Raw genomic sequence first — 23057 nt, 5'->3', positions numbered from 1 at the left:
GCTATATTTATGCTAACAAGGAGGGATGTACGATTAAATATTAGAAAAAGAATTAACTTTTTTCACCATTTTGATCTACGGCAAATGTCGTATCACATTCAGATATTATTAAATGAAGATCTTTATTTAAATCAACCTCATAGGTTTCTCTTAACACTTGTCCACTCTCTTCAATAATTCGGACAACCGGTCTTTCACTAAGTTCAGGGTTTTGCTTAGAAACCACACCTTTTCGACCATCATTTAGAATGACAGTTAATCCTAAAGGATAAATCACTACTGCACGACGGAAAGCTTCAATAATTCCGGACTCAAATAACTTGCCAACACCAGAGTACAAGATTTCTAGCCCCTCATGTGGTAGCATTGCATTTCGGTAGACTCGATTAGACGTTACAGCATCAAAAACATCCGCAACTGCAATGATTTTGGCAAAGTAATGGATATCCTCCCCTTTTATCCCACGTGGATAACCAGAACCGTCAAGTCTCTCATGGTGTTGATATGCGCAATGAGAGGCAATAAGTGGAATTGTCATTACATTCCTTAAAATTTCAAACCCACTATCTGTATGAGCTTTAACGATATCAAACTCCTCATTCGTTAATTTTCCAGGTTTCATTAAAATTTTAGTTGGAATGGACATTTTCCCTACATCATGAAGAATCGCCCCGAGCCCTAGTACTTCTAAATCCTTTTCTGATAAGTTCAACTTCTTACCAATTGCCAGTGTATAAAGCGTGACATTTAATGAATGGGAAAAAATATAGTTATCATATGTAATTACATCTGATAATAATGTTATTAGTTCTTTATTTGCTTTAATCTCTTTTACAATTGAACGGACTAATTTCATAAGGTCTTTTGATGTTTTTTCTAGAACAAAGGTCTGTGAGAGCGTGTCTTTATTTTGTATATTTTTAAAACTAGATTCAATCATCTCTTTTGCTTGCTTCCTTAATTCATCAGATATTGGTTTTGGTGCCTTTATATCCTTTGTACGTTCATCCTCCACATATACATAAGTAATCCCTAGTTCTAGTAATCGATTAATCATATGTTTAGTAATAGGGACACCCTCACTTACTAATACAAATCCTTTTTCAGTGTATACAGGTTTACCAAGACATTGTCCAGGTTTTAATGATTTTGTAGATGCTAATATCATGCTTTGCTCCTTAGATATCATGTGGCATATTCTTAGGTAGAAGTATCATAAGGGGAGCCATTGTATCAGGCTCCCTTAATTTATATGTTATATCATTTTTAAAAGGGCATCTTTACCTTTCATACCTACTTTAATCCCTTTGTTCTCCGCCTCTATTGTAACAGATTCTAGCGGTGCTTCAAGCAGTTGTTCAATCGTGCGAACACCTACAGCTCTAGCCGCAATAATCCCTCGGTCTTTTAGTTTTTCATTTAAAAGTGCAACATCAAGTGCTCCACACATTATATAGCCATTTTCATTAGTAACAGCCATAAAATTTGTCTTCGGTAGCTTAACGGTAATGGCTGTAAACTGGTGATTATCTATAACAATCGCTGTCATTGTAACCATTTCCTATCACACTCCTTTCTTTACACAATATGAAAAGTAAAGAAATTCGTGAATGAAAATTGATTAGTCACTCGCCCCTTTTTCTATAGGGATGCGTCCATAAATTTATTAATTAAAAGATCTCTCAAAAGCTCCGGCATAAAAAATTCCTTTTTCTTAGCATCTCTTATGACTGGATATAAATACCCAAATGTAAACATATCAATGGTAGAAATTTTATAAGTACGATTATGATCTAGAGGCTCATGATTTATGATGATTGATCTAATATGGGTTTCTCCATCAGAAAGCTTTGCTGACTCAATTTCAATACCAGAGTATATCATCTTCCCCATCACTTCACCTCTAAAACCTAGACCTTTAAATCTTAGATTTTCCATTTGTTCTGTGTGTGCTTGAAGAATAATTTCTTTCAACTTATCTCCCTTTAACCAAACGTTACAAGGATTAATTGGATGTGGACAAATGCGATGAATGTCTTTTCTGGATATAGCCCCTTTTGACAGTGAATCGAGGATGATTCCTGCATTAATCATTGCTATTTCCCCTTCACACCAATCCTTAAGTGTTTCTACGAGCATTTGTGAAAGTGGTGATTCCTTGAACCAATTATTTACTAAGTCTTCTTTTAGCACTGTTATCTGTTCACCTAACATTATTTCACTTTCTTCCATTGCTAGTTGGAGTGTTCTTTTTGTTGAATTTGATTCTTCAACAAGATCATTTGTAGGAATGACTTCTGCACGTTTTGTAATAACAGCTTTCGTATTCGTTACAATTTGAAGCTCCACATGACCAATATACATTCCATATTTTCCAGCACCACAAACCAATGAATTGTTAATCATCTTGCCTTCCTCTAACAGATGGTGAGTATGTCCTCCAAGGATTACATCTATATCATGTAGTTCTGCTAGTCTCTCATCTTCGTTTATCCCTAGATGTGATAACAGCACAATCACATCTGTTTGACCACTTATTTCTTTTAAAATCTCTTTAATGACTTCAAAAGGATCTCTAATCTCCCATCCTAAAAGTTCATAAAACAGTTGATAATATACAGTTAGCCCTATAACACCAAGTCTTATCCCTGAACTGGTTGTATATACTTGATATGGTTTTGCCCATATTGGAATTTTACCTTCACTATTATATAGATTTGCTACTATCACATCACTGGTTGCTTCTTCATAAAGGCAATCTAAAGCTTCATACGGTAAAGTGATGCCTTCATTATTCCCAATTGTTACTGCATCATATTTCAACTCATTTAGAAAAGCAATATTCATTTTTCCAAGAGATGCTTCAGAAATCGGGTGAAATCGATCCATATGGTCACCGATGTCAAATAAAAACATCTCTTCATGTTCTTGCCGATGTTTTTCCCTTTGTTTATTAATATAGTGTACGATTTTTGGCCATTGTTCAAAATGGCTATGCAAATCGTTTGTATGATAAATATGTATCGTTTCAATCAAGAAAAGCACCTCCCCCAAAAAGTATATTCTTTCATCACTAAGAAATCCTCACCGACTCCTTATTTGGCAATAACATTTTAGTCTAAATTAAAAAGATTCAATTGTCTGGGTGCTAAATCATGATAGTTAATTTTTAACAGACTCATTAATTGCTTTGCATTGTAGGCAGCATCTCCACCAGAATTATTATTAAATAGAACATATAGATTCTTAGTTATCTTTTGAAGGGTATTAAGATTTTCAGCCCACTCTAACAACTCTTCCTCATTATAACGATATAAATAACGAACTTCTCGCCAATTTCCTTGATTCGGTCTATTCCATCCATGGACATTCCTACCATGAAACCGAACAATTGTCTTGTCACTCGATGTCGGATGTAAAACCGTTGGTATGGAACCACTACCTGCTTGAGGCTCATCACAGATACTATGAACCCATCGTTCATGCTCCATAAAAGCTAATGTTCGATCCATATATTGACTATTAAACCAAGATTGATGTCGGAATTCTAAAGCAACTGGTAAATCCCCCATTTGTTGACGGCACCAACGAAGATACTCGACATTTTCCTTGCGACAATCAAACCATGGAGGAAATTGAAATAAAACCAAAGCTAACTTATTAGCATCTTGGTATGGTTTCAGAGAGGAAACAAAAGCATCAAACATGATTTCTTTTGACTCAAATGGTATTTCTCCTCTTATATGACCAGTCATCCCTTGGTAGGCCTTTACAATGAACTGGAACGATTTAGGGGTGTCCCTAACCCACTTTTGAACATTACTATTTGGTTGAATCGCATAAAATGAGGAGTCCACCTCAACAATGGGAAAATGACTAGAATAGGTTCGAAGTTTTGCTCTTGCTTCAGTTGCATTTGCATATAACTCATCATGGTCTCCCCATCCTGTTAAACCGATATAGATCAAAAGCTTCACCTACTCTACTCGCTTAATGTTGGTTTGGTTTCAAATTCCGTTTTTTCCTATAATGCTCAAGTTTACTTAATTATCGAATTTATCTCAAGGTATTAAGCTTTTCTTTCCAAACAAAAAACCCCTTTCATGAATATGCTGTGCATACATAAAAAAGGAGGTTATAACAAACATATAAATATTACCTTACAAGACAAGGTTTTTTATTATTAAACGTCCAGTTCGGAATTAAATATTGCATGGCAACTGCATCATCTCGAGAACCTAATCCCATGTTGTTATATAGTTCATGTGCTTTTGCAATTTGATCCATGTCCACCTCGATTCCTAATCCTGGCTTATCTGGAATTGCGATATGACCATCGACTATTTGCATTGGCTCCTTGGTTAAGCGCTCTGTGCCTTCTTGCCATATCCAGTGTGTATCAATTGCTGTAATTTCACCAGGTGCTGCTGCCGCCACATGTGTAAACATTGCAAGTGAAATATCGAAATGGTTATTTGAGTGTGAACCCCATGTTAAGCCCCATTCATTACACATTTGTGCAACACGTACTGAACCTTGCATCGTCCAGAAATGTGGGTCTGCGAGTGGAATATCCACTGATTGTAATGAAACTGTATGACCCATTTGGCGCCAATCGGTTGCAATCATGTTTGTTGCAGTTGGAAGACCTGTTTGACGACGGAATTCTGCCATCACTTCACGACCTGAGTATCCATTTTCTGCTCCACAAGGATCTTCAGCATATGCTAGAATGCCATGCATGTCTTTACATAACTCAACTGCTTCAGCTAGTGACCAAGCACCGTTTGGATCAAGTGTGATACGAGAATCTGGGAAACGTTCAGCAAGTGCTTTGATTGCTTTAATTTCTTCTTTCCCTTCAAGCACTCCACCTTTTAATTTGAAATCTTTGAAGCCATAGCGTTTTTGAGCAGCTTCAGCAAGACGAACAACCGCTTCAGGAGTTAATGCTTCTTCATGACGAATACGTAACCATTCATCATCTGCATGTTCATTACTGAAATAAGGAAGATCTGTTTTCTTACGGTCCCCAATATAGAAAAGGTAACCAAGTGTTTTTACTTTATCACGCTGCTGTCCTTCACCAAGCAATGCAGCAACTGGTACATTTAAATGCTTTCCAAGTAGATCAAGAAGTGCAGCTTCTAATGCAGTAACCGCATGGATTGTAATACGAAGATCAAAGGTTTGAAGGCCACGACCAGCGGAATCACGGTCTGCAAATTGCTTTCTAACTGTGTTTAAAATATTATTGTAGTTTCCGATTGATCCTCCAATCACGACTTCTTTCGCATCTTCTAGCGTCTTTCTGATACCTTCTCCACCAGGAACTTCCCCAACACCCACATTACCAGTACTGTCCTTTAAGATGACAATATTACGAGTAAAGTATGGACCGTGTGCTCCACTTAAATTAAATAACATGCTATCGTGACCAGCGACTGGAATCACTGACATTTCCGTAATGGTTGGTGTTACATTTACCTTTGTTTGTTCTAAAGTACTCACTTGTATCCACTCCCCTTGATCAGAATCTACTTAAAAGAAAAAGAATTTAATAACTATCTACCAACCTCTACATTCGCAAGCTTTTCATAATATTTAACTAGACTACTATGATCTTCAGAATCGAATCCATCTACTTTTAATGCCTGCATCATCTCTAATACAGATGCGGTTAGTGGAAGTGGAACTCCTACTTCATGACTCGTTTCTAACACATTATTTAAATCCTTCATATGAAGATTAATACGGAAGCCTGGGTCGAATTTACGATCCATCATTAATGGTGCTTTCGCATCTAAAACCGTACTTCCTGCTAATCCACCTCGAATCGCTTGATAAACTAACTCAGGATTCACTCCTGACTTTTGAGCTAACACAAGTGCTTCAGAAACAGCTGCGATATTGATCGCTACGATCGTTTGATTTGCTAGCTTTGCGATATTGCCTGCACCGATTTCACCTACATAAACAACCGATCCAGCCATTGCCTTCATCACATCATAATATTGATCAAAAATTTCCTTACTTCCCCCAACCATGACAGCCAATGTTCCATCTATTGCTTTTGGTTCTCCACCACTAACCGGGGCATCTAGCATTTCCATTCCCTTTTGAGCTAATTTTAATGCTACCTCTCGAGAAACAAGTGGAGCGATTGAACTCATATCAATAAGGACCTTGCCAGAACCTGCTCCCTCAATCAACCCATTTTCCCCTAATACAACTTCTTCCACTTGTGGAGAATTTGGCAGCATCGTAATAATCACATCAGCCACTTCGGCAACTTCCTTTGGTGTTTGTACAATGATTGCACCTAATCCCTCGTATTCCTCTGTTACCAAAGCATTTCGATCAAGCACAACTAAATCATAACCCGCTTTAAGTAAGTTCTTGCTCATTGGTTTTCCCATAATTCCTAATCCAATAAATCCAATTTTCAATTTTATCCCATCCCAACTTTTAAAAATAAATTTTTCGTTGTTCTCCTTAATCTAAATAATTCTTATTTAATTTGATAGACATTCAGAGTTTTCAATACTTCAATTAACTTTTCCCGATTTTCTTTTGTCATCTCTTGTACTGGGCTTAATGTTACCCCTACATCAATCCCTACAAGCCTTAATGCTTCCTTCATTACAACTGGAAAGGTTCCCAGACCGAAAGCGATTCGTAGAGGTGCTAGTTGATATTGTAGCTCTAGTGATTTCTCAACCTCACCTGCTACATATGCATCATAGATTCCTGCAACAATGGAAGGTACGATGTTTCCTGTACTAGCAATTGCACCTGTTCCTCCATAGCATAGATTACCGAAGATTAATGTATCTCTTCCTGCTAATACTGAGAATTCCTTCCCTTTCGTTAGTCGAATATACTCAGCCATCTTAGTCATATCCCCACTACTATCCTTAATAGCAATTATATTCTCAACATCAGCTAATGCGGCGCATGTTGCTGGAGCTATACTTACATTTGTTTTATCATCATTTCCATAAAGAATGATTGGTAGATTGGTAGAATCAGCAATCGCCTTATAGTGTGCCTTTAGTTCTTCCTGATTTGGTGTGACAAAGTATGGAGTTAAAACAGATACTGCTGAAATACCTCCAACTTCCTGTGCGAGTCTAGCTGTTTTAATACAATCACGAGTTGTTATCTCGCTTGCTCCTGCATAAATAGGCACTCTCCCTGCCGTTTGGTCAACCGTGATTTCAAGCACTCGTTTCTTCTGTTCGTGATCAAGCCCATATATTTCACCTGTACTACCTAGTACAAACACACCATGTACTCCACCTTCAATTGTATAATCAATAACCCGGCGTAGTGCCCCCTCCAATAAATTACCATTTTGATCCATCGGTGTGACTAATGCTGGTATTACCCCTTTTGGTTGAAACATGTTTATCTCTCCCTTTTTAAGTGATATTTAATTTAAGATTGAATGGCTCTTCCCGGGTCAGCGGCTGATTTCTTACTTTTCCAGTTGTTGTATAATGCGTATGCAATAGAAGCAATAATTAATCCCCATAACAATAGTGCAACTGGACCTTTTGTGAAGAAGATAGTAAGATCACCACCACTACCTTTTAAACTATCAATAAAATACTTTTCTAAATCTCTTCCAAGAATAAAACCGATTAGGAATGGAGCTAACTGGATGCCAATCTTCGTAAATATAAAACCGGCAATTCCAAAAATCATAAGTGTCCATACATCAAAAATCACACCATTATTAATTGCATAAGCTCCAACTACACACATCACGATGATAATCGGGTAAATAATTTGTTTAGGCACAAAAATAATCTTAGCCATATATTTAATAGTAAAGAACATTAGTAGGAACATCACAACGTTTGCAATAATTAAAGTGTAAACGATTCCATTCCACAAATCAGGGTTCTGGGTAATAAATAATGGTCCTACCTGGATTCCTTGTAATAAAAAAGCGCCAACTAAAACTGCTGTTGTACTATCACCTGGGATGCCTAGTGATAAAAGTGGAATAAGTGCCCCACCGGTTAATCCATTATTTGAAGCTTCACTTGCAATGACACCTTCAGGAGATCCTTTTCCAAGCTCTTCTGGTTTTTTTGAGAAGTTTTTAGTTTGTGAGTATGAAAGAATTGAAGCTGCACTTCCCCCAACACCAGGAAGCATTCCGACAAAAGTTCCTATTGAAGATGATCTTATAATATTAATCATTTGACCCTTAAAAACTTTAAAGGAAAACTTATCTTCTTTACTGAACTTAATTTTTTGAAATGGAGAAGGTTTCATCCCTTTTTCAGATTCCTCAAGTACTTGAGAAATAGCAAAAAGACCAATTAATACTGGTAATAATGAAAGTCCATATACCAATTCTTCTTCAAGTCCTGGTGGAACCATTCGCAATGTGTTGTTATCAAGGAACATCCCAATTAAACTGAGATACACACCAAAGATTCCGCTAAAAATACCACCACGCAAACTTCCACTTGATAAAGAAGCAATAACAGTCAGAGCAAACACGATAATTAAAAACTTCTCAACAGAAGAGAATTTAATTGCTGCACTGGCTAGAGCTGGAGCAAAGAAATACAAGATGATTAAACTGAACACACCTCCTATTAAAGAGGCAGTAATTCCAATTTTTAATGCTCTCGCACCTTGACCTTTTTGAGTCATTGGATAACCATCAAATGTCGTACAAATTGAGGATGGTGTTCCAGGTATATTCAGTAGTATAGCAGGTACTAGTCCCCCACTTATTCCTCCTACATATAATCCGATTAATAATGCAATTGAATCAATCATGTCATAGGCATATGTGATTGGTAGGAAAATCGCTATGGCCATAGTGGCTGTCATTCCAGGAATCGCTCCAAAGATAATTCCAACTAGAACTCCAATCGCACATAAGATAAATGACATTGGTGATAGTAGTTCAAAAATTTCCATATAATTTCACCACCTATGGTAATGTAATATCAAAGATCGTACCAAACACATACCAGACAATCAACGAGGTTGTCACAGAGTTTACTAGAGAAACAATCAATGCTTTACGCTTGTAATCTCCCATAAATAAGATTGTAATAAGAAACATAAAAATAATGGTTGTTGCTAAGAAACCTGTTATCTCTAAAAAGAATACATATGCAAGGAGTAAACCGAGCGTTCCATAGAACTTTACCTTGTCATAGTTTTTTGCAAAGAATTTGATATTGAACGATGTTAATCTACCTTCTTTGATTCTCTTTATGATATTCGGAATGAGCATGGAAAGCCCTAAAATAATTAAGGTCCAAAAAATGATTGTTGGAAATATTGAGTGATATTCACTAAACTTCATTTCTATTGTCAATAAATCCTTTAGCATACTACACCTGCTCTCATAATCAGTTTGCATTTTCATATAAGGAGGAGGTTGTTTTTCCTCTTAAGGACAACCTCTTCCTACAAAGAACTCTGGTTAATTCGATGTAATATCGTCTAACTTTGGAGCGTTTTCAATAATACTTTTCATCGTATTCTTCTTTTCGATTAGGTACTCCTTTGCCTCTGCTGCAGGAATATAGTTTACATAGTATGAGTTAACTTCTAAATCCTCCGCATATTTTGCATCCTTCGCTACTTCTGCTGCAGCCTTATCTAGTTTATTAAGAAAATCTTCGTCAATATCCTTAGGTAACAAGAAGAAATATTCTTTGGCAAAAGTAAATTCCTTACCATTCACCTTAATTCCTTGTTCTGCAAATGTCGGGATATCATACCCTTCCACTCTTTCAGCGGAAGTGACACCTAAGAACTTCATTTTAATTTGGTCTTCAACACCATCTTCTGTATATTGAACATTTGAAGCAATTGCACCGTGTATAATATCAGCATTTCCATCCCATAAAGCTTGGTCTTTATCACTCTGCGATCCTGTTACATACACTTTAATTCGATCTGATACTTCTGTACCATATTCCTCTTTCACCCATAAATAATACCCATCAAAAATTATTTCAGATACTCCTCCAGCTTCAATTGCGACAGTTATAGATTCACTAGGATTATCTTTTAACCACTCAGCCGATTCTGCCATTGTATTATAAGGTGCATCAGACTTTGCTAAAAATGCGTTTCCTGGGTTGATCGCGACAATCGGTCCTGCCGTCCAATTTTCTAATGAATACTTTTCATCCAATGTTCCATACTCAACACTTAAATAAGCCATATCGTGGAAAAATAGAACTGTACTTCCATCATTCTTTGCAGATGCAAGTTCATCGAATGCTCTATTGGCACCAACCGCATCTACTTTCATATTAGTTCCTAATGGCTCTTCTAGAAATCTACTAATTGCATCTGCATTTTGATAAGTATCCCCACCAGTTGATGTCGAACCAATAACCACCCTGACTCTATTTACATCAACTTCAGTAGCACTGTCTCCATCACCTGAAGTTGAGCTACCACATGCAACCAAACTTAACGCCAGCATTGTAACACTTAAAAGACTCATTAGTTTTCTCTTCACTTTGCATTACCCCTTTTTTAAAATTTTCGATTTAAAATAGGCTTACTTAATATCCAAACTACCATTTGTAATCGTTTTCAAGTATATCTGATGTTGGGTAACTTTCTAAAATTAATTGAAACTAATATTCTTTGTACGAACACGTTCTTCTGATATCTCTCTTAATAACTGAGCAATATTTCTTGCTTCATTTGATAATAGACTATCTGCATTCTCCATACATTCTTTTAGTGACATAGGCCCTGTAGCTATTGAATGACAGCTCATAAAATAATCATATAATGCTTCATACCCTTTTCCTAAACTTCCAGAAAGGAGAATCGTCTTAACTTCTTCTTCATTTGCAAGCTTTGCAACATATGAAGGAACCTTACCAAACAAGGTTTGATAATCACTTTGACCTTCACCTGTGATTACAAAATCAGCTTCCTTAATTTTTGATTGCAACTTTGTTGCCTCAGCTACTATTTTTGACCCAGATTCTATTTTTCCATTCAATAACATGAATGCAAAACCAAGTCCTCCAGCAGCGCCTGCCCCTGGTTTAGATTGTGTCCTTAAACCAGTATGGGTCTCAATTAAACTAGCGTATTTCTTCATCGCCTGATCATAACCTTCTAGACGATCCTCTGTAATACCTTTTTGTGGCCCAAACACATATGTAGCACCTTCTTCACCACATAGAGGGCTATCAACATCACTTGCAATTAAAAACCGGCATTCTCGAATGATCGGATGTAGCGTTTTAAAATTAACATTCTTTACACTGAAAATGGAACTACCAACAGGTGAAACTTCTTTATTGTTTTCATCTAGAAACTGAACACCAAGAGCTTGAAGCATCCCTAAGCCACCATCATTTGTTGAACTTCCACCAAGTCCTACAATAAAATCTCTGTACCCCATATTGGCTGCTGTAAGGATTACATCACCAATGCCAAAAGTAGTTGTATTAATTGGATTACGCTGATCCTCTGGTACCATGGGTAATCCTGCAATTGCTGCAATCTCAATGACAACCGTTCTTTTGTCACCTAATAGCCCATATTCCGTGTTTACTTCTTCCATAAATGGCCCATAAGACTTTATTGGTAAGCGCTTACCATTTGTAGCAAACACTAATGTCTCTAGCGTCCCCTCACCTCCATCAGCCATTGGAATAATTTCAACTTGAGCATCAGGCATTTCGGTTACAAGTGCTTCTTGAATAATCTTTCCAACCTGTAAAGCGGTCAAACTCCCCTTAAAGGAGTCAGGAGCAACGACTATTTTCATGTTCCCACCTTTTTCTGAATTTTTTATACTCTTTTATTAAACTATAATAAATTCATATATACATTGGTAAACTAACCAAAAAAATAGTCAATTAGCATAAAAAGATTGTGCAAATGCACAATCCTGATTAGTTAAATTTACCAAGAAACGTTGGTGTGTATGCGTTTCCAACAAAAGTAATTAATCATTAATTAATTGTTCAATAATCATTAAAAAGTGAAGAATCATCAAATCCTGAAAACTCTTCGGATCTAATCCTGTTTGCTTCCATATTGTATCTAATCTATATTGCAATGTATTACGATGAATATGCAATTTTTCAGCCGTTAATTTCATATTTAAATTGGTTTCAATTAATTGTTCCAACGTGCGCTCTTGTTCGTGTGTAAGCTTTTTATTATTAGTTAGATATTTATTATGAAAACTTTTCAATAAGTCTGCTGGTATATGATTAATTAAATTTTTTATTCCCCATTCCGAAATATGAGCTACGTTTCCTCTAACAGGAAACTTATGGAGAAGTTGTAAGCTATTCATTGCCTCACAATATGAATTCCGATAACCTTCAATCCCATTGTAGCTAGTTCCTATTCCTATCTTTATTTTACTCTTTTTATCAGGAAACAGATTTTTAATCGATTTTGCGATTAACAAGTAGCTTTTCCTTTTTACCGAATGAACAGCAATTAAACATGTACTCTCATCAATAAATGAAGAAAATACGATATCTTGTATAGATGATTTTATTTTTTTTAATCGTTCATCTCTTTTATTTTGATCCCTCATATTCTTTTCAATATTCGGACTTACCAAATTTAAATCTTCAAAATGGACCAGATAGATAGATGCTTCCTTTTCAGGATCAATATTTAGATAATGGATTGCATCTGATTTCAATTTATCCATATCTAATATAGTAGGGTGGACGAAATCCATTACCCAATTATCTACTATTTTATTTTGGTACTGTAATTGGTAATTTAATTCCATTTGTCCAATCATCACTTCAACTGTTACCTTTAAAATCTGAGCAAATTTAAATACATCATCAGGATGACCTGTTACTCCTATCACTCCAATGATTCGATCACGATATTCAACTGGTAGATTCACGCCAGACTTAGCTCCATGAAATTTCCCAACATTTTCAGGGTAAATGACGATGGATTCCTTTGTTTCAATTACTTTTAATGCCCCGGAATGAATTTGATTTATTCTATTAGGGTCTCTACTTGCAACGATAATTCCATCTTCATTCATAATATTAATATTATAATCTACTAAATCTTTTAATTTGTGTATGATTGGATATGCTAGTTCTGATGTGATTATCATAGTAAGTATTCCTCTTTAATTTTTTCGGATTTTTCTGAAGTATTCTCTCTATTTTAATAGAATTACTATGTAATTAAAAGGACTAAATCAAATAAAAACCCCACTCCAGAAGAAGTGAGGTTTTTATTCATTACTTATTATCCAATAGAACCTTCCATTTCGAACTTGATTAATCTGTTCATTTCAACAGCATATTCCATTGGTAATTCTTTCGTAAATGGCTCGATGAAGCCCATTACGATCATCTCTGTTGCTTCTTGCTCAGAAATACCACGACTCATTAGGTAGAATAACTGTTCTTCAGATACTTTCGAAACTTTCGCTTCATGCTCTAATGAAATGTTGTCATTTAAAATTTCATTATAAGGAATTGTATCTGATGTAGATTGGTTATCCATGATTAATGTATCACATTCGATATTCGCACGTGCACCATCTGCTTTACGTCCAAAATGTACAACACCACGGTAAGTAACTTTGCCACCATGTTTAGAGATAGATTTTGATACGATTGTAGATGAAGTATTTGGTGCAAGATGTATCATCTTAGCTCCAGCGTCCTGGTGTTGCCCTTTTCCTGCGATTGCAATAGAAAGAGTCATTCCACGAGCACCTTCACCTTTTAAGATAACAGCAGGGTATTTCATTGTTAATTTAGACCCAATGTTACCATCAATCCATTCCATCGTTGCATTCTCTTCACAAACAGCACGTTTTGTAACTAGGTTAAACACGTTGTTTGCCCAGTTCTGAATCGTTGTATAACGGCAATAAGCATCCTTTTTGATCGCAATCTCAACAACAGCACTGTGTAATGAATTTGTTGTGTATACAGGCGCCGTACAGCCTTCAACATAATGAACATGTGCACCTTCATCAACAATGATTAAGGTACGCTCAAATTGTCCCATGTTTTCTGAGTTAATACGGAAATATGCTTGTAATGGTGTTTCTACCTTTATACCAGGTGGGACATAAATGAACGAACCACCTGACCATACAGCTGAGTTCAATGCTGAGAACTTGTTATCTGTTGGTGGGATAACTGTTGCAAAGTGTTTACGGAAAATGTCTTCATTCTCTTTTAAGGCTGTATCTGTGTCTTTGAATACAATACCCAAATCTGTTAGTTCTTCCTTCATATTGTGATAAACAACTTCAGATTCATATTGTGCAGAAACACCAGCTAAATACTTTTGCTCTGCTTCAGGAATTCCAAGCTTATCAAAAGTCGCTTTAATTTCTTCGGGAACTTCATCCCATGACTTTTCAGATCTCTCTGATGGTTTTACATAGTAAGTAATCTCATCGAAGCTTAAGCTCTGTAAATCTCCACCCCATTGAGGCATTGGCATATTGTAGAAAAGTTCAAGTGATTTCAAGCGGAAATCTAACATCCACTGTGGTTCATTTTTCATGTTGGAGATTTGTTCAACAATCTCCTTCGTTAATCCGCGTTCTGAACGAAAAATCGAAACGTCTTTGTCTGAAAATCCATATTTATAATCGCCGATATCAGGCATTTTTTTAGCCATTCTTATTCCCTCCATTCAAGAGTTCTAGCATCGCTATCCCTCTATTTTTGTTCATTATTCAGACCTTTTTCCATCGCCTTCCAAGCTAATGTTGCACACTTAATACGCGCTGGAAACTTAGAAACACCTTGGAGAGCCTCGATATCACCTAGGTCGATATCTTCGTCGTATTCTTTACCTTGCATCATATCTGAAAAGATGGTTGATAACTTCATTGCATTATCAATTGGTTGACCTTTAATTGCTTGAGTCATCATTGAAGCTGATGACATCGAGATTGAACATCCTTCTCCATCAAACTTAGCGTCAGTAACAATTCCATCTTCAACCTTTAATGTTAAGTGAATACGATCTCCACATGTTGGATTATTCATATCAATCGTTAATGTCTCATCTTCTAACGATCCCCGGTTACGAGGGTTTTTGTAATGATCCATAATGACTTGGCGATACAGTGTATCAAGGTTATTATTATTAAAAGCCATTGCCGAAATACTCCTTTGTGTTTATGAGTCCTTCAACTAATTTATCGATTTCTTCCTTTGTGTTGTAGAGGTAAAAACTAGCACGGGCAGTTGCTGATACTTCCAACCATTTCATTAATGGCTGTGCACAATGATGTCCAGCACGAACAGCTATACCTTCTGCATCAAGTACTGTTGCTACATCATGTGGATGTACATCAGCAATATTAAACGTGACTAACCCAGCTCGTTTTTTCGGACCATAAATTGTTAATCCTTCTATTTCAAGCATACGATCCATTGCATATTGAGCTAATTCATGTTCATGCTTTTCAATGTTGTCTAAACCAATCTCCTCAAGGAAATCAATAGCTGCACCAAGTCCAATAGCACCAGCAATGATCGGAGTACCTGCTTCAAACTTCCAAGGTAACTCTTTCCATGATGATTCATATAACCCAACAAAGTCAATCATCTCTCCACCAGTTTCAATTGGCTCCATCTTTTCTAAATGCTGTTTTTTACCATAAAGTGCACCTATGCCTGTTGGACCACACATTTTATGGCCAGACAATGCAAGGAAATCACAATCCAAGGCTTGAACATCGATTTTCATATGTGGTGCAGCTTGTGCGGCATCAACAACCATGACTGCTCCATTTCGATGGGCAATTTCCGTAATTTCTTTAATTGGATTAATTGCTCCAAGAACATTGGATACCATCATAATTGATACGATTTTGGTTTTGTCAGAAATCGTGCTCTCTACATTTTCAATTGTAATGGAACCATCTTCAGTTAATGGTAGATATTTTAAAGTAGCCCCTGTTTTCTTTGCTACTTGTTGCCAAGGGATAATATTTGCATGATGCTCCATATATGAGATAACAATTTCATCACCTTGACTTAAATTGTCTAATCCATAACTTGAAGCCACCATGTTAAGGGCAGTTGTTGTCCCTCTGGTAAAGATCACTTCTTGCATTGAGCTAGCATTTATAAATTTTCGTACCTTTTCACGCGCACCTTCATAGCCATCTGTTGCCATGGTTCCTAAGGTATGAACACCTCTGTGTACATTAGAATTATATTCACGGTAATAACGGTCAACTGCCTCTATTACCTGAACTGGCTTTTGCGAAGTAGCAGCACTATCAAGATAAACAAGCGGTTTACCATTTACTTCTTGATCCAAAATCGGAAAAAATGAACGAATATCTTGGATATTCATTATTTAACTTTCCTTTCGATGATATCAATCAGCTGCTTCTTAACTCCTTCGATCGGTAGTTCATTTACGACTGGTGCTAAGAAACCATGAATGACAAGTCTTTCTGCTTCAACTTTCGGAATACCACGACTCATTAAATAGTAAAGTTGAATTGGATCTACACGTCCAACAGATGCAGCATGACCTGCAGTAACATCATCTTCATCAATTAAAAGAATCGGGTTTGCATCTCCACGTGCCTTTTCACTAAGCATAAGAACTCTTGATTCTTGTTCAGCATTCGATTTTGATGCACCATGTTCAATTTTACCAATACCATTAAAGATTGAACTTGCACTATCCTTCATAACACCATGCTTAAGAATTTGGCCATCGGTATTTTTTCCGAAGTGAATCACACTAGTTGTAAAGTTTTGCTTTTGCTCGCCACGACCAACAACAACTGTTTTTGTATCACCAGAAGAGCCGTCACCAATAAGGTAAGTCGTGTTTTCAGAAATGGTATTTCCATCATTCATAAGTCCAAGAGCCCATTCAATTCGACTGTCTCTACCTGTTTTTGCACGACGATTCACATAGGTTGTCACACCTTTAGCCAAGTGGTCAACTGCTCCAAAAGTAACCTTCGCATTAGCACCTGTGAAAACTTCAGATATGATATTAACAACAGCATTTTCAAAAGTTCCGATTGAAATGTAGTTCTCAACATATGTCACAGAACTGTTATCTTCAGCGACTACGATTACATGGTTAAATAATGTAGCATCTGCATGTTCATGTACAAATATAGCGTGTAATGGTGCTTCAACTTCTACATTTTTAGGAACATAAATGAATGCTCCTCCATTAAGTAGTGCAGCATGTAAAGCTGTTAAGCGATGCTCATCAACCTTTACACCATCCATGAAGTATTTTTTCAAAAGGTCTCCATGATTTTTTGCAGCAGATAAAATATCTGTAAAGATTACACCTTTGTCTTTAAGTTCTTTTGAAACAGTTGTAAAGGCAGGTGTATTATCTCTTTGTATATATAAATTATTGTCCTCATTACTAACATCAATCAACGACTTTAACTCATCAGGAATCTCTTCTAATGAATTATATGGTGTACTTTCAACAGTATGTGCATTGAACTGTGTAAAGTTCCATTTGTCAATTTTCGTTTTGTCTGGCTTTGGCATCGGAAGGTCCTCTAGCTTAGCAAGTGCTTGTAAGCGGAGGTCTAATAGCCAGCTTGGTTCACCATGTTTTGTTGATAGATCTTTGACATAGTCCTGATCGAATGAGAATTTAGTCTCAATTGTCATTTTAATCCCCCTAACGCTTACGCTTCTTGACCTACTGTTTCGTCTTCAATGCCAAGCTCTTGTTTAATCCAATCATAACCTTCTGCTTCTAAACGGTGAGCAAGTTCTGCTCCACCTGATTTAACAACACGTCCTTGCATCATTACGTGTACAAAATCTGGAGTAATATAATTTAGTAAGCGTTGGTAGTGAGTGATGATTAAACAGCCGAAATCTTCGCTTCTCATTTCATTAATCCCTTTAGATACAACTTTTAATGCATCGATATCTAGACCAGAGTCGATCTCATCAAGAATCGCAATCTTTGGTTGAATCATCATAAGTTGAAGAATTTCATTACGCTTCTTTTCTCCACCAGAGAATCCTTCGTTTAAATAACGTTGTGCCATATCTGGATCCATTTCAAGGAAATCCATGCTCTTATCCATTGTACGGATAAACTTCATTAATGAAATTTCATCGCCTTCTTCTCGACGCGCATTTACTGCTGAGCGTAAAAAGTCTGCATTTGTTACTCCACTAATTTCACTTGGATATTGCATTGCTAAAAATAGTCCAACACGAGCGCGCTCGTCTACTTCCATTTCTAGTACATCTTCACCGTCAAAAGTAATGCTACCACTTGTTACCTCATATTTTGGGTGTCCCATGATTGCTGATGATAAAGTGGATTTACCAGTACCGTTTGGTCCCATAATTGCATGTATTTCTCCACCCTTTACCTCAAGGTTTACTCCCTTAAGTATTTCCTTACCATCAATTGCTACATGAAGATCCTTAATTGTTAAAGTTGAACCTGCCATAACTCTATACCTCCAGTATACCTATAAAATTTGTAAAGAATTGACGAATAACGCCAATACTTTTATTCTCAATTTATTCTCATTCTAATCTTATAACAAATTAAATGTGTCTGCAACCATTTGACCTTTCATTCTTATACTTTCTAAACACTTATGTATAGTAAGTTTATACATATCAAAATAAGTGTTATTCTCTGTTAGTTAATCTTTCATCTTATTTTCCACCTAAACTTTAAAAGAATTCCTTAAATACGCATTCGACAAAATTCTTTCTTTTGGTAAAAAAGAAGACCAGCCGCTGGCTAGTCTTTGGATTAACTATTAGTATTTCCTAATTCTTGTAACAAACGCTTTTCTTTATTATAGTCTTCTTCTCTTCGCGCTTCAACTTTCATACGTGCAGAGAAATCGTTACAATAACGTTCATAACCTATACCATGTGATTGAAACATCGCTTTTTCCATTTCAGAATTATAATTCATCTTTAGTTGATTAATGACTCTCCAACTCCCTATTTGTTGATATAACAATCCTAACATCTGAGAGTTGAAGCAACAAATCTGAAAATTGGTGATATTCCTGTTCATTTTCGTATTTAAAGTTGATTAGTCAGAATAATGATATTTTTTGTTAGAATTTCTGACAATATCTCATTATTACTAACATATACTTGATATTTGATATAGTCCATAAAAAATGCTGACAATTAAGTACCCCATTGTCAGCATTCAGAGAATTATTGTTTATATTGATTTAAGTCTGTTATACATTCTTGTACAAGTGTAACAGCTTGACTCATCGCAGCTCCGCCACCAAATGCAGCAGTTACGCCAATTGCTTCAAGTATTTCTTCTTCTGATGCTCCTTGGTCAATACAACCCTTTGTATGGTAGATGATGCAATATTCATCTTGAGAATAAATGCTTATCCCTAACGCAATTAATTGTTTTTCCTTTTGGCTAAGTGTGCCCTCTTTGAAACATGCTTCAGTAAACGCATTAAAGTGATGAGCGATTTCAGGCATCTTTTGAGTGAAAGTTCCTAATCCTAATTTATAGTCATGCAATGCCTCTTCAGTCGGATTACTTGGCTGATAGTCCATCTTAACAACTCCATTCTGTAATATGATATCTTCGTTAGTATGAGTCGGGAAAAATGAAATATGCCTGCATTTTTTATTCTTCAAAAAAAAGGTTGTTTTCGTATAGATTGTTGCTTTCAAAGCCGCAGGCTGAATACACTCCACGTCCGGCGGGTGACCAGTGAGCCTCCTCGTCGCTCATGCTCCTGTGGGGTCTCACTTTGGCCACTGGTCCCGCAGGAGTCTACGTGTATTCAGCCTGCTTGTAACTATCTTCACAATGGTTTATATCTATATAAAACAACAAACTTTAAGATAACATAAGAAAAGCGCAAGCGCCTTGGTCAGCCCCGACAGGCATAAGGCGAATCACGCAGGAAATCTTGTTTTCCGTAGTGATTCGACTTATGACCCCGAGGGGCTAGGCGCTGGAGCTAGACACCAAAACTAAGTTCGAATTTTTATACTTTCTTACCTTTTGAAAAAAAAGACTTGATCAGGAACTGATCAAGTCTACAAAAATTTATTCAGATACAGGTACAACTGCACCTTCATATTTTTCTTTAATGAAGTTTTGAATTTGCTCAGAGCGTAACACTTCCACTAGAGCTTTAATTGATTCTGAATTTTCATCACCAGTACGAACTGCGATTACATTCACATATGGAGATTCTGGACCTTCTATCGCAATTGCATCTTCAAGTGGGTTTAAACCTGCATCAATTGCATAGTTTGTATTGATTAGTACTGCATCACCTTCATCATTGTTATAAATTTGTGGTAATAATGCAGCCTCAACATCTGTTTTGAATTCTATGTTTTTAGGGTTTTCAGCAATATCATCGATTGTAGCAGTTGTTGTATCTTCAAGATCTTCTCTAAGTGTAAGAAGTCCTTGATCTTGTAACATTGTTAAAATACGTCCATGATCTGCTACTGAACTACTCATAATAACTAATGCGCCTTCTGGTAGCTCTTCAAGTGACTTATATTTTTTAGAATATACACCAATCGGTTCGATGTGGATTCCACCTGCATTTGTAAAGTCATATCCGTTTTCAGCAATTTGTGCATTTAGATATGGAATATGTTGGAAGTAGTTTGCATCAATTTCTTTATCTGCAAGTGCTTTGTTCGGTAAAATATAGTCTTGAAATGGTACGATTTCTAAGTTAATTCCTTGCTCTTCTAATAATGGAACTGCTTCTTCAAGAATCTCTGCATGTGGAACATTTGATGCTCCAACAACTAATTCTACAGGCTCATCTCCAGTAGCATCTTCATCTGCTCCAGTTGTGTTTTCTTCTTCAGTTGCTGTACCGCAAGCAACAAGAGATAATACTAATCCTACTAAAAATAAGAAACTAAGTACTTTTTTCATTTTTTGAACTCCCCTTTTTAATTTATCTTTTATCTATTTTAGAAGTGACAATGTCACCAATAAACTGAATAACAAAAACAATAATTAAGATTAAAACAGTTGCAACTAAAGTGACTTGACTATTACTTCGTTGGAAGCCTTCAAGATAAGCTAAGTTCCCTAATCCACCTGCACCAATGACACCAGCCATCGCTGTATAACCTACTAATGCAATAGCCGTTACCGTAATACCAGAAACTAGAGCTGGCAAGGATTCAGGCAGTAGAACTTTCCAAATAATTGTACTTGTTTTAGCACCCATTGACTTTGCTGCCTCAATGACACCTTTATCAATTTCTCGAAGTGCAATCTCCACCATCCTTGCATAGAAGGGTGCAGCACCGATTATCAATGCTGGAAGTGCAGCATTTGCACCTAACATACTTCCTACTATTGCTTTCGTAAATGGAATAAGTAAAATGATTAAAATGATAAATGGAATTGACCTAAAAATATTAACAAAAGCAGCAATTACACTATTTAATCCTTTATTTTCCCATATATTGCCCTTAGCAGTTAAAAATAATAACAAACCTAGTATGATTCCTAATAAAAAAGTTGCAATAACAGAAATAGTGGTCATATAAACAGTTTCGTTTGTAGCAATAATAACCTTTTCCCATTTCACATCTGGTAATAACTCACTAAGCATTCGCTATCACCTCAACTTCCACTTCTAACTTTTCAATATACTCGATTGCTTTCTCTACTTCTGTTGGTTCACCATCAATATGGATAAATAATGTACCATATGATCCGTTTTGAGTTTGAGAAATCTTCCCTTGTAAAATATTTACACTAAGATTGAAATTCCGAATTAAATTTGTGATCAAGGGTTGTTCAGCTGATTCTCCAACAAATGACAATTGGATGACCTTTCCATTTGGATATTGATCAACTAAATGTTGAATGGTTTCTCTCGTTTCCTCAGGTTCAGTTACCTGTTGTACAAACCTTTTTGTAATTGGTTGTTTAGGTTTTTTAAAGACATCCAACACTTCACCTTGCTCAACAACCATTCCACTTTCCATCACTGCGACACGATGACAAATTTTTCGAATAACATGCATTTCATGTGTGATTAATACAATTGTTAAACCTAATCTTTCATTAATATCAACTAACAACTCAAGGATTGAATCAGTAGTTTGCGGATCCAATGCTGATGTTGCTTCATCACATAATAATACTTTAGGGTTATTTGCCAATGCTCTTGCAATTCCTACCCTTTGCTTTTGACCTCCGCTTAGTTGGGAAGGATACGCATTTTCTCGCCCTTCAAGTCCAACAAGCTTAATAAGCTCATCAACCCTTTTCAATCGATCCTTTTTAGGCACCCCATTTATTTCAAGTGGAAATGCAATATTCTCTCTAACTGTACGAGACCAGAGGAGATTAAAATGCTGAAAGATCATACTTATCTCTCGTCTTGCTTTTCGAAGAGAACCACCTTTAGCCTTTGTTATTTCATGTCCTGCAACAGTAATTAACCCTTTGCTAGGTTTTTCTAAACCATTTAATAGCCGAATTAATGTACTTTTACCTGCACCACTATAACCAATAATTCCGTAAATTTCACCAGAATTAATCGTTAAATTTATATCATCCACTGCAGTTACTTTATTATTTTTTGTATTATATACTTTTGTAACATTTTGCAAGCTAATCACATGTTTCACCGTCCTTTATAAAACTACTTTATTGTTAATTTGTACTAACATCATTAGAACATGTAAAATATAAAATCAATAAAAAAATACCTTTTTGCTCACATGAGCAGAAAGGCATTTTAGTAAGTCCTTCCTCTCATTTCCCAAAGCAATGCTTTGTGTGAATTGGCACCATTTCAACATCGTTGACGGTTGCCGGGCTTCATAGGGCACATCCCTCCACCACTCTTAATAAGAGCAATTATTAAATTGTTTTTTTCATCATGTTCGTGATTGTATAACAGAAAAAAAAACTTGTCAATTATTATATTTTAATAATATTAAATTTTCATAAACACGATGGCAGAATATGTATTTTGTTAATCGACATTTTACTCAAGGTTGTAAAATTAATGATAAAACAGATTGGAGAATGAATCA

The 23057-nt window shown here is 36.2% G+C and carries 22 protein-coding genes and 1 riboswitch; all 22 genes read right to left on the bottom strand.

Annotated features, from left to right (window positions below; translation table 11 throughout):
* Positions 1-52: 52 nt before the first annotated feature.
* The 22 genes from BLQ56_RS19225 to BLQ56_RS19125 all read right to left on the bottom strand — a co-directional run bounded on the left by BLQ56_RS19225 (position 53) and on the right by BLQ56_RS19125 (position 22637).
* Positions 53-1168 (bottom strand): HD-GYP domain-containing protein, encoded by a 1116-nt coding sequence (locus BLQ56_RS19225; protein ID WP_090858321.1) that lies wholly within the window; start codon positions 1166-1168, stop codon positions 53-55.
* A gap of 87 nt (positions 1169-1255) precedes the next feature.
* Positions 1256-1558 carry a YunC family protein gene (locus BLQ56_RS19220; RefSeq protein WP_090858318.1) on the bottom strand — a complete coding sequence of 101 codons (303 nt, stop codon included), beginning with the start codon at positions 1556-1558 and terminating at the stop codon, positions 1256-1258.
* 83 nt (positions 1559-1641) lie between these two features.
* Positions 1642-3045, bottom strand: a complete 1404-nt coding sequence (locus BLQ56_RS19215; RefSeq protein WP_338011859.1) for a bifunctional metallophosphatase/5'-nucleotidase — start codon at positions 3043-3045, stop codon at positions 1642-1644.
* Between the two features lie 68 nt (positions 3046-3113).
* Positions 3114-3968, bottom strand: a complete 855-nt coding sequence (locus BLQ56_RS19210; protein WP_090858312.1) for a DUF72 domain-containing protein — start codon at positions 3966-3968, stop codon at positions 3114-3116.
* A 187-nt stretch (positions 3969-4155) separates the two neighbouring features.
* Positions 4156-5517: a glucarate dehydratase gene (gene gudD / locus BLQ56_RS19205; RefSeq protein WP_386756501.1), complete on the bottom strand. Its 1362-nt coding sequence runs from the start codon at positions 5515-5517 to the stop codon at positions 4156-4158.
* Between the two features lie 47 nt (positions 5518-5564).
* On the bottom strand, positions 5565-6455 hold the full coding sequence (garR, locus tag BLQ56_RS19200; RefSeq protein WP_204381092.1) for a 2-hydroxy-3-oxopropionate reductase: 891 nt from the start codon (positions 6453-6455) through the stop codon (positions 5565-5567).
* Positions 6456-6511: 56 nt separating this feature from the next.
* Positions 6512-7408, bottom strand: coding sequence for a 4-hydroxy-tetrahydrodipicolinate synthase (gene dapA, locus BLQ56_RS19195; RefSeq protein WP_090858304.1), 897 nt, complete (start codon positions 7406-7408; stop codon positions 6512-6514).
* Between the two features lie 32 nt (positions 7409-7440).
* The gene (locus tag BLQ56_RS19190; RefSeq protein WP_090858302.1) at positions 7441-8949 is read right to left on the bottom strand and encodes a tripartite tricarboxylate transporter permease; all 1509 of its coding nucleotides are present in this window, start codon (positions 8947-8949) and stop codon (positions 7441-7443) included.
* Between the two features lie 13 nt (positions 8950-8962).
* Entirely contained in the window at positions 8963-9370 is a 408-nt protein-coding gene (locus BLQ56_RS19185; protein ID WP_175490388.1) for a tripartite tricarboxylate transporter TctB family protein, read from the bottom strand.
* Between the two features lie 93 nt (positions 9371-9463).
* On the bottom strand, positions 9464-10516 hold the full coding sequence (locus tag BLQ56_RS19180) for a tripartite tricarboxylate transporter substrate-binding protein (RefSeq protein WP_090858297.1): 1053 nt from the start codon (positions 10514-10516) through the stop codon (positions 9464-9466).
* 111 nt (positions 10517-10627) lie between these two features.
* A complete protein-coding gene (locus tag BLQ56_RS19175; protein ID WP_090858294.1) occupies positions 10628-11791 on the bottom strand; it encodes a glycerate kinase in 1164 nt (387 codons plus the stop codon).
* 180 nt (positions 11792-11971) lie between these two features.
* The gene (locus BLQ56_RS19170) at positions 11972-13126 is read right to left on the bottom strand and encodes a CdaR family transcriptional regulator (RefSeq protein WP_090858291.1); all 1155 of its coding nucleotides are present in this window, start codon (positions 13124-13126) and stop codon (positions 11972-11974) included.
* Positions 13127-13263: 137 nt separating this feature from the next.
* Entirely contained in the window at positions 13264-14661 is a 1398-nt protein-coding gene (sufB, locus tag BLQ56_RS19165; protein WP_090858288.1) for a Fe-S cluster assembly protein SufB, read from the bottom strand.
* A 41-nt stretch (positions 14662-14702) separates the two neighbouring features.
* Positions 14703-15146 (bottom strand): Fe-S cluster assembly sulfur transfer protein SufU, encoded by a 444-nt coding sequence (gene sufU, locus BLQ56_RS19160; RefSeq protein ID WP_090858285.1) that lies wholly within the window; start codon positions 15144-15146, stop codon positions 14703-14705.
* Positions 15136-16356 carry a cysteine desulfurase gene (locus tag BLQ56_RS19155; RefSeq protein WP_090858282.1) on the bottom strand — a complete coding sequence of 407 codons (1221 nt, stop codon included), beginning with the start codon at positions 16354-16356 and terminating at the stop codon, positions 15136-15138. Before BLQ56_RS19155 ends, sufU begins: the two co-directional genes overlap by 11 nt.
* The gene (gene sufD / locus BLQ56_RS19150; RefSeq protein ID WP_090858279.1) at positions 16356-17663 is read right to left on the bottom strand and encodes a Fe-S cluster assembly protein SufD; all 1308 of its coding nucleotides are present in this window, start codon (positions 17661-17663) and stop codon (positions 16356-16358) included. The genes BLQ56_RS19155 and sufD overlap by 1 nt, the downstream gene beginning before the upstream one ends.
* Positions 17664-17680: 17 nt before the next feature.
* Positions 17681-18466, bottom strand: a complete 786-nt coding sequence (gene sufC, locus BLQ56_RS19145) for a Fe-S cluster assembly ATPase SufC (RefSeq protein WP_090858276.1) — start codon at positions 18464-18466, stop codon at positions 17681-17683.
* A gap of 314 nt (positions 18467-18780) precedes the next feature.
* Entirely contained in the window at positions 18781-18930 is a 150-nt protein-coding gene (locus BLQ56_RS23675; protein ID WP_476638779.1) for a YuzK family famiily protein, read from the bottom strand.
* 272 nt (positions 18931-19202) lie between these two features.
* Positions 19203-19568 carry a carboxymuconolactone decarboxylase family protein gene (locus BLQ56_RS19140; protein WP_090858273.1) on the bottom strand — a complete coding sequence of 122 codons (366 nt, stop codon included), beginning with the start codon at positions 19566-19568 and terminating at the stop codon, positions 19203-19205.
* Between the two features lie 502 nt (positions 19569-20070).
* Positions 20071-20928, bottom strand: coding sequence for a MetQ/NlpA family ABC transporter substrate-binding protein (locus BLQ56_RS19135; protein ID WP_090858270.1), 858 nt, complete (start codon positions 20926-20928; stop codon positions 20071-20073).
* Between the two features lie 22 nt (positions 20929-20950).
* A complete protein-coding gene (locus tag BLQ56_RS19130; RefSeq protein WP_090858269.1) occupies positions 20951-21619 on the bottom strand; it encodes a methionine ABC transporter permease in 669 nt (222 codons plus the stop codon).
* Positions 21612-22637 (bottom strand): methionine ABC transporter ATP-binding protein, encoded by a 1026-nt coding sequence (locus BLQ56_RS19125; RefSeq protein ID WP_090858266.1) that lies wholly within the window; start codon positions 22635-22637, stop codon positions 21612-21614. Before BLQ56_RS19125 ends, BLQ56_RS19130 begins: the two co-directional genes overlap by 8 nt.
* 133 nt (positions 22638-22770) lie before the next feature.
* A riboswitch (SAM riboswitch) is annotated at positions 22771-22875 on the bottom strand.
* Positions 22876-23057: the final 182 nt, after the last annotated feature.

The sequence above is a fragment of the Litchfieldia salsa genome (genome assembly GCF_900104555.1).
In the GTDB taxonomy this organism is placed as follows: domain Bacteria; phylum Bacillota; class Bacilli; order Bacillales; family Bacillaceae_L; genus Litchfieldia; species Litchfieldia salsa.
The sequence above is the reverse complement of the archived record's forward strand: the minus strand, read 5'-3'. Positions and strand labels throughout refer to the sequence as shown.

What these genes read in the sequence shown, in the direction of transcription:
- BLQ56_RS19170 (WP_090858291.1), bottom strand. Translation starts at nt 13,126, where the DNA reads ATGATAATCACATCAGAACTAGCATATCCAATCATACACAAATTAAAA.
- sufB (WP_090858288.1), bottom strand. Translation starts at nt 14,661, where the DNA reads ATGGCTAAAAAAATGCCTGATATCGGCGATTATAAATATGGATTTTCA.
- BLQ56_RS19185 (WP_175490388.1), bottom strand. Translation starts at nt 9,370, where the DNA reads ATGCTAAAGGATTTATTGACAATAGAAATGAAGTTTAGTGAATATCAC.
- BLQ56_RS23675 (WP_476638779.1), bottom strand. Translation starts at nt 18,930, where the DNA reads ATGGAAAAAGCGATGTTTCAATCACATGGTATAGGTTATGAACGTTAT.
- sufC (WP_090858276.1), bottom strand. Translation starts at nt 18,466, where the DNA reads ATGGCAGGTTCAACTTTAACAATTAAGGATCTTCATGTAGCAATTGAT.
- BLQ56_RS19190 (WP_090858302.1), bottom strand. Translation starts at nt 8,949, where the DNA reads ATGGAAATTTTTGAACTACTATCACCAATGTCATTTATCTTATGTGCG.
- BLQ56_RS19220 (WP_090858318.1), bottom strand. Translation starts at nt 1,558, where the DNA reads ATGGTTACAATGACAGCGATTGTTATAGATAATCACCAGTTTACAGCC.
- BLQ56_RS19155 (WP_090858282.1), bottom strand. Translation starts at nt 16,356, where the DNA reads ATGAATATCCAAGATATTCGTTCATTTTTTCCGATTTTGGATCAAGAA.
- BLQ56_RS19130 (WP_090858269.1), bottom strand. Translation starts at nt 21,619, where the DNA reads ATGCTTAGTGAGTTATTACCAGATGTGAAATGGGAAAAGGTTATTATT.
- BLQ56_RS19140 (WP_090858273.1), bottom strand. Translation starts at nt 19,568, where the DNA reads ATGGACTATCAGCCAAGTAATCCGACTGAAGAGGCATTGCATGACTAT.
- BLQ56_RS19175 (WP_090858294.1), bottom strand. Translation starts at nt 11,791, where the DNA reads ATGAAAATAGTCGTTGCTCCTGACTCCTTTAAGGGGAGTTTGACCGCT.
- BLQ56_RS19225 (WP_090858321.1), bottom strand. Translation starts at nt 1,168, where the DNA reads ATGATATTAGCATCTACAAAATCATTAAAACCTGGACAATGTCTTGGT.
- sufU (WP_090858285.1), bottom strand. Translation starts at nt 15,146, where the DNA reads ATGGCTTTTAATAATAATAACCTTGATACACTGTATCGCCAAGTCATT.
- sufD (WP_090858279.1), bottom strand. Translation starts at nt 17,663, where the DNA reads ATGACAATTGAGACTAAATTCTCATTCGATCAGGACTATGTCAAAGAT.
- dapA (WP_090858304.1), bottom strand. Translation starts at nt 7,408, where the DNA reads ATGTTTCAACCAAAAGGGGTAATACCAGCATTAGTCACACCGATGGAT.
- BLQ56_RS19135 (WP_090858270.1), bottom strand. Translation starts at nt 20,928, where the DNA reads ATGAAAAAAGTACTTAGTTTCTTATTTTTAGTAGGATTAGTATTATCT.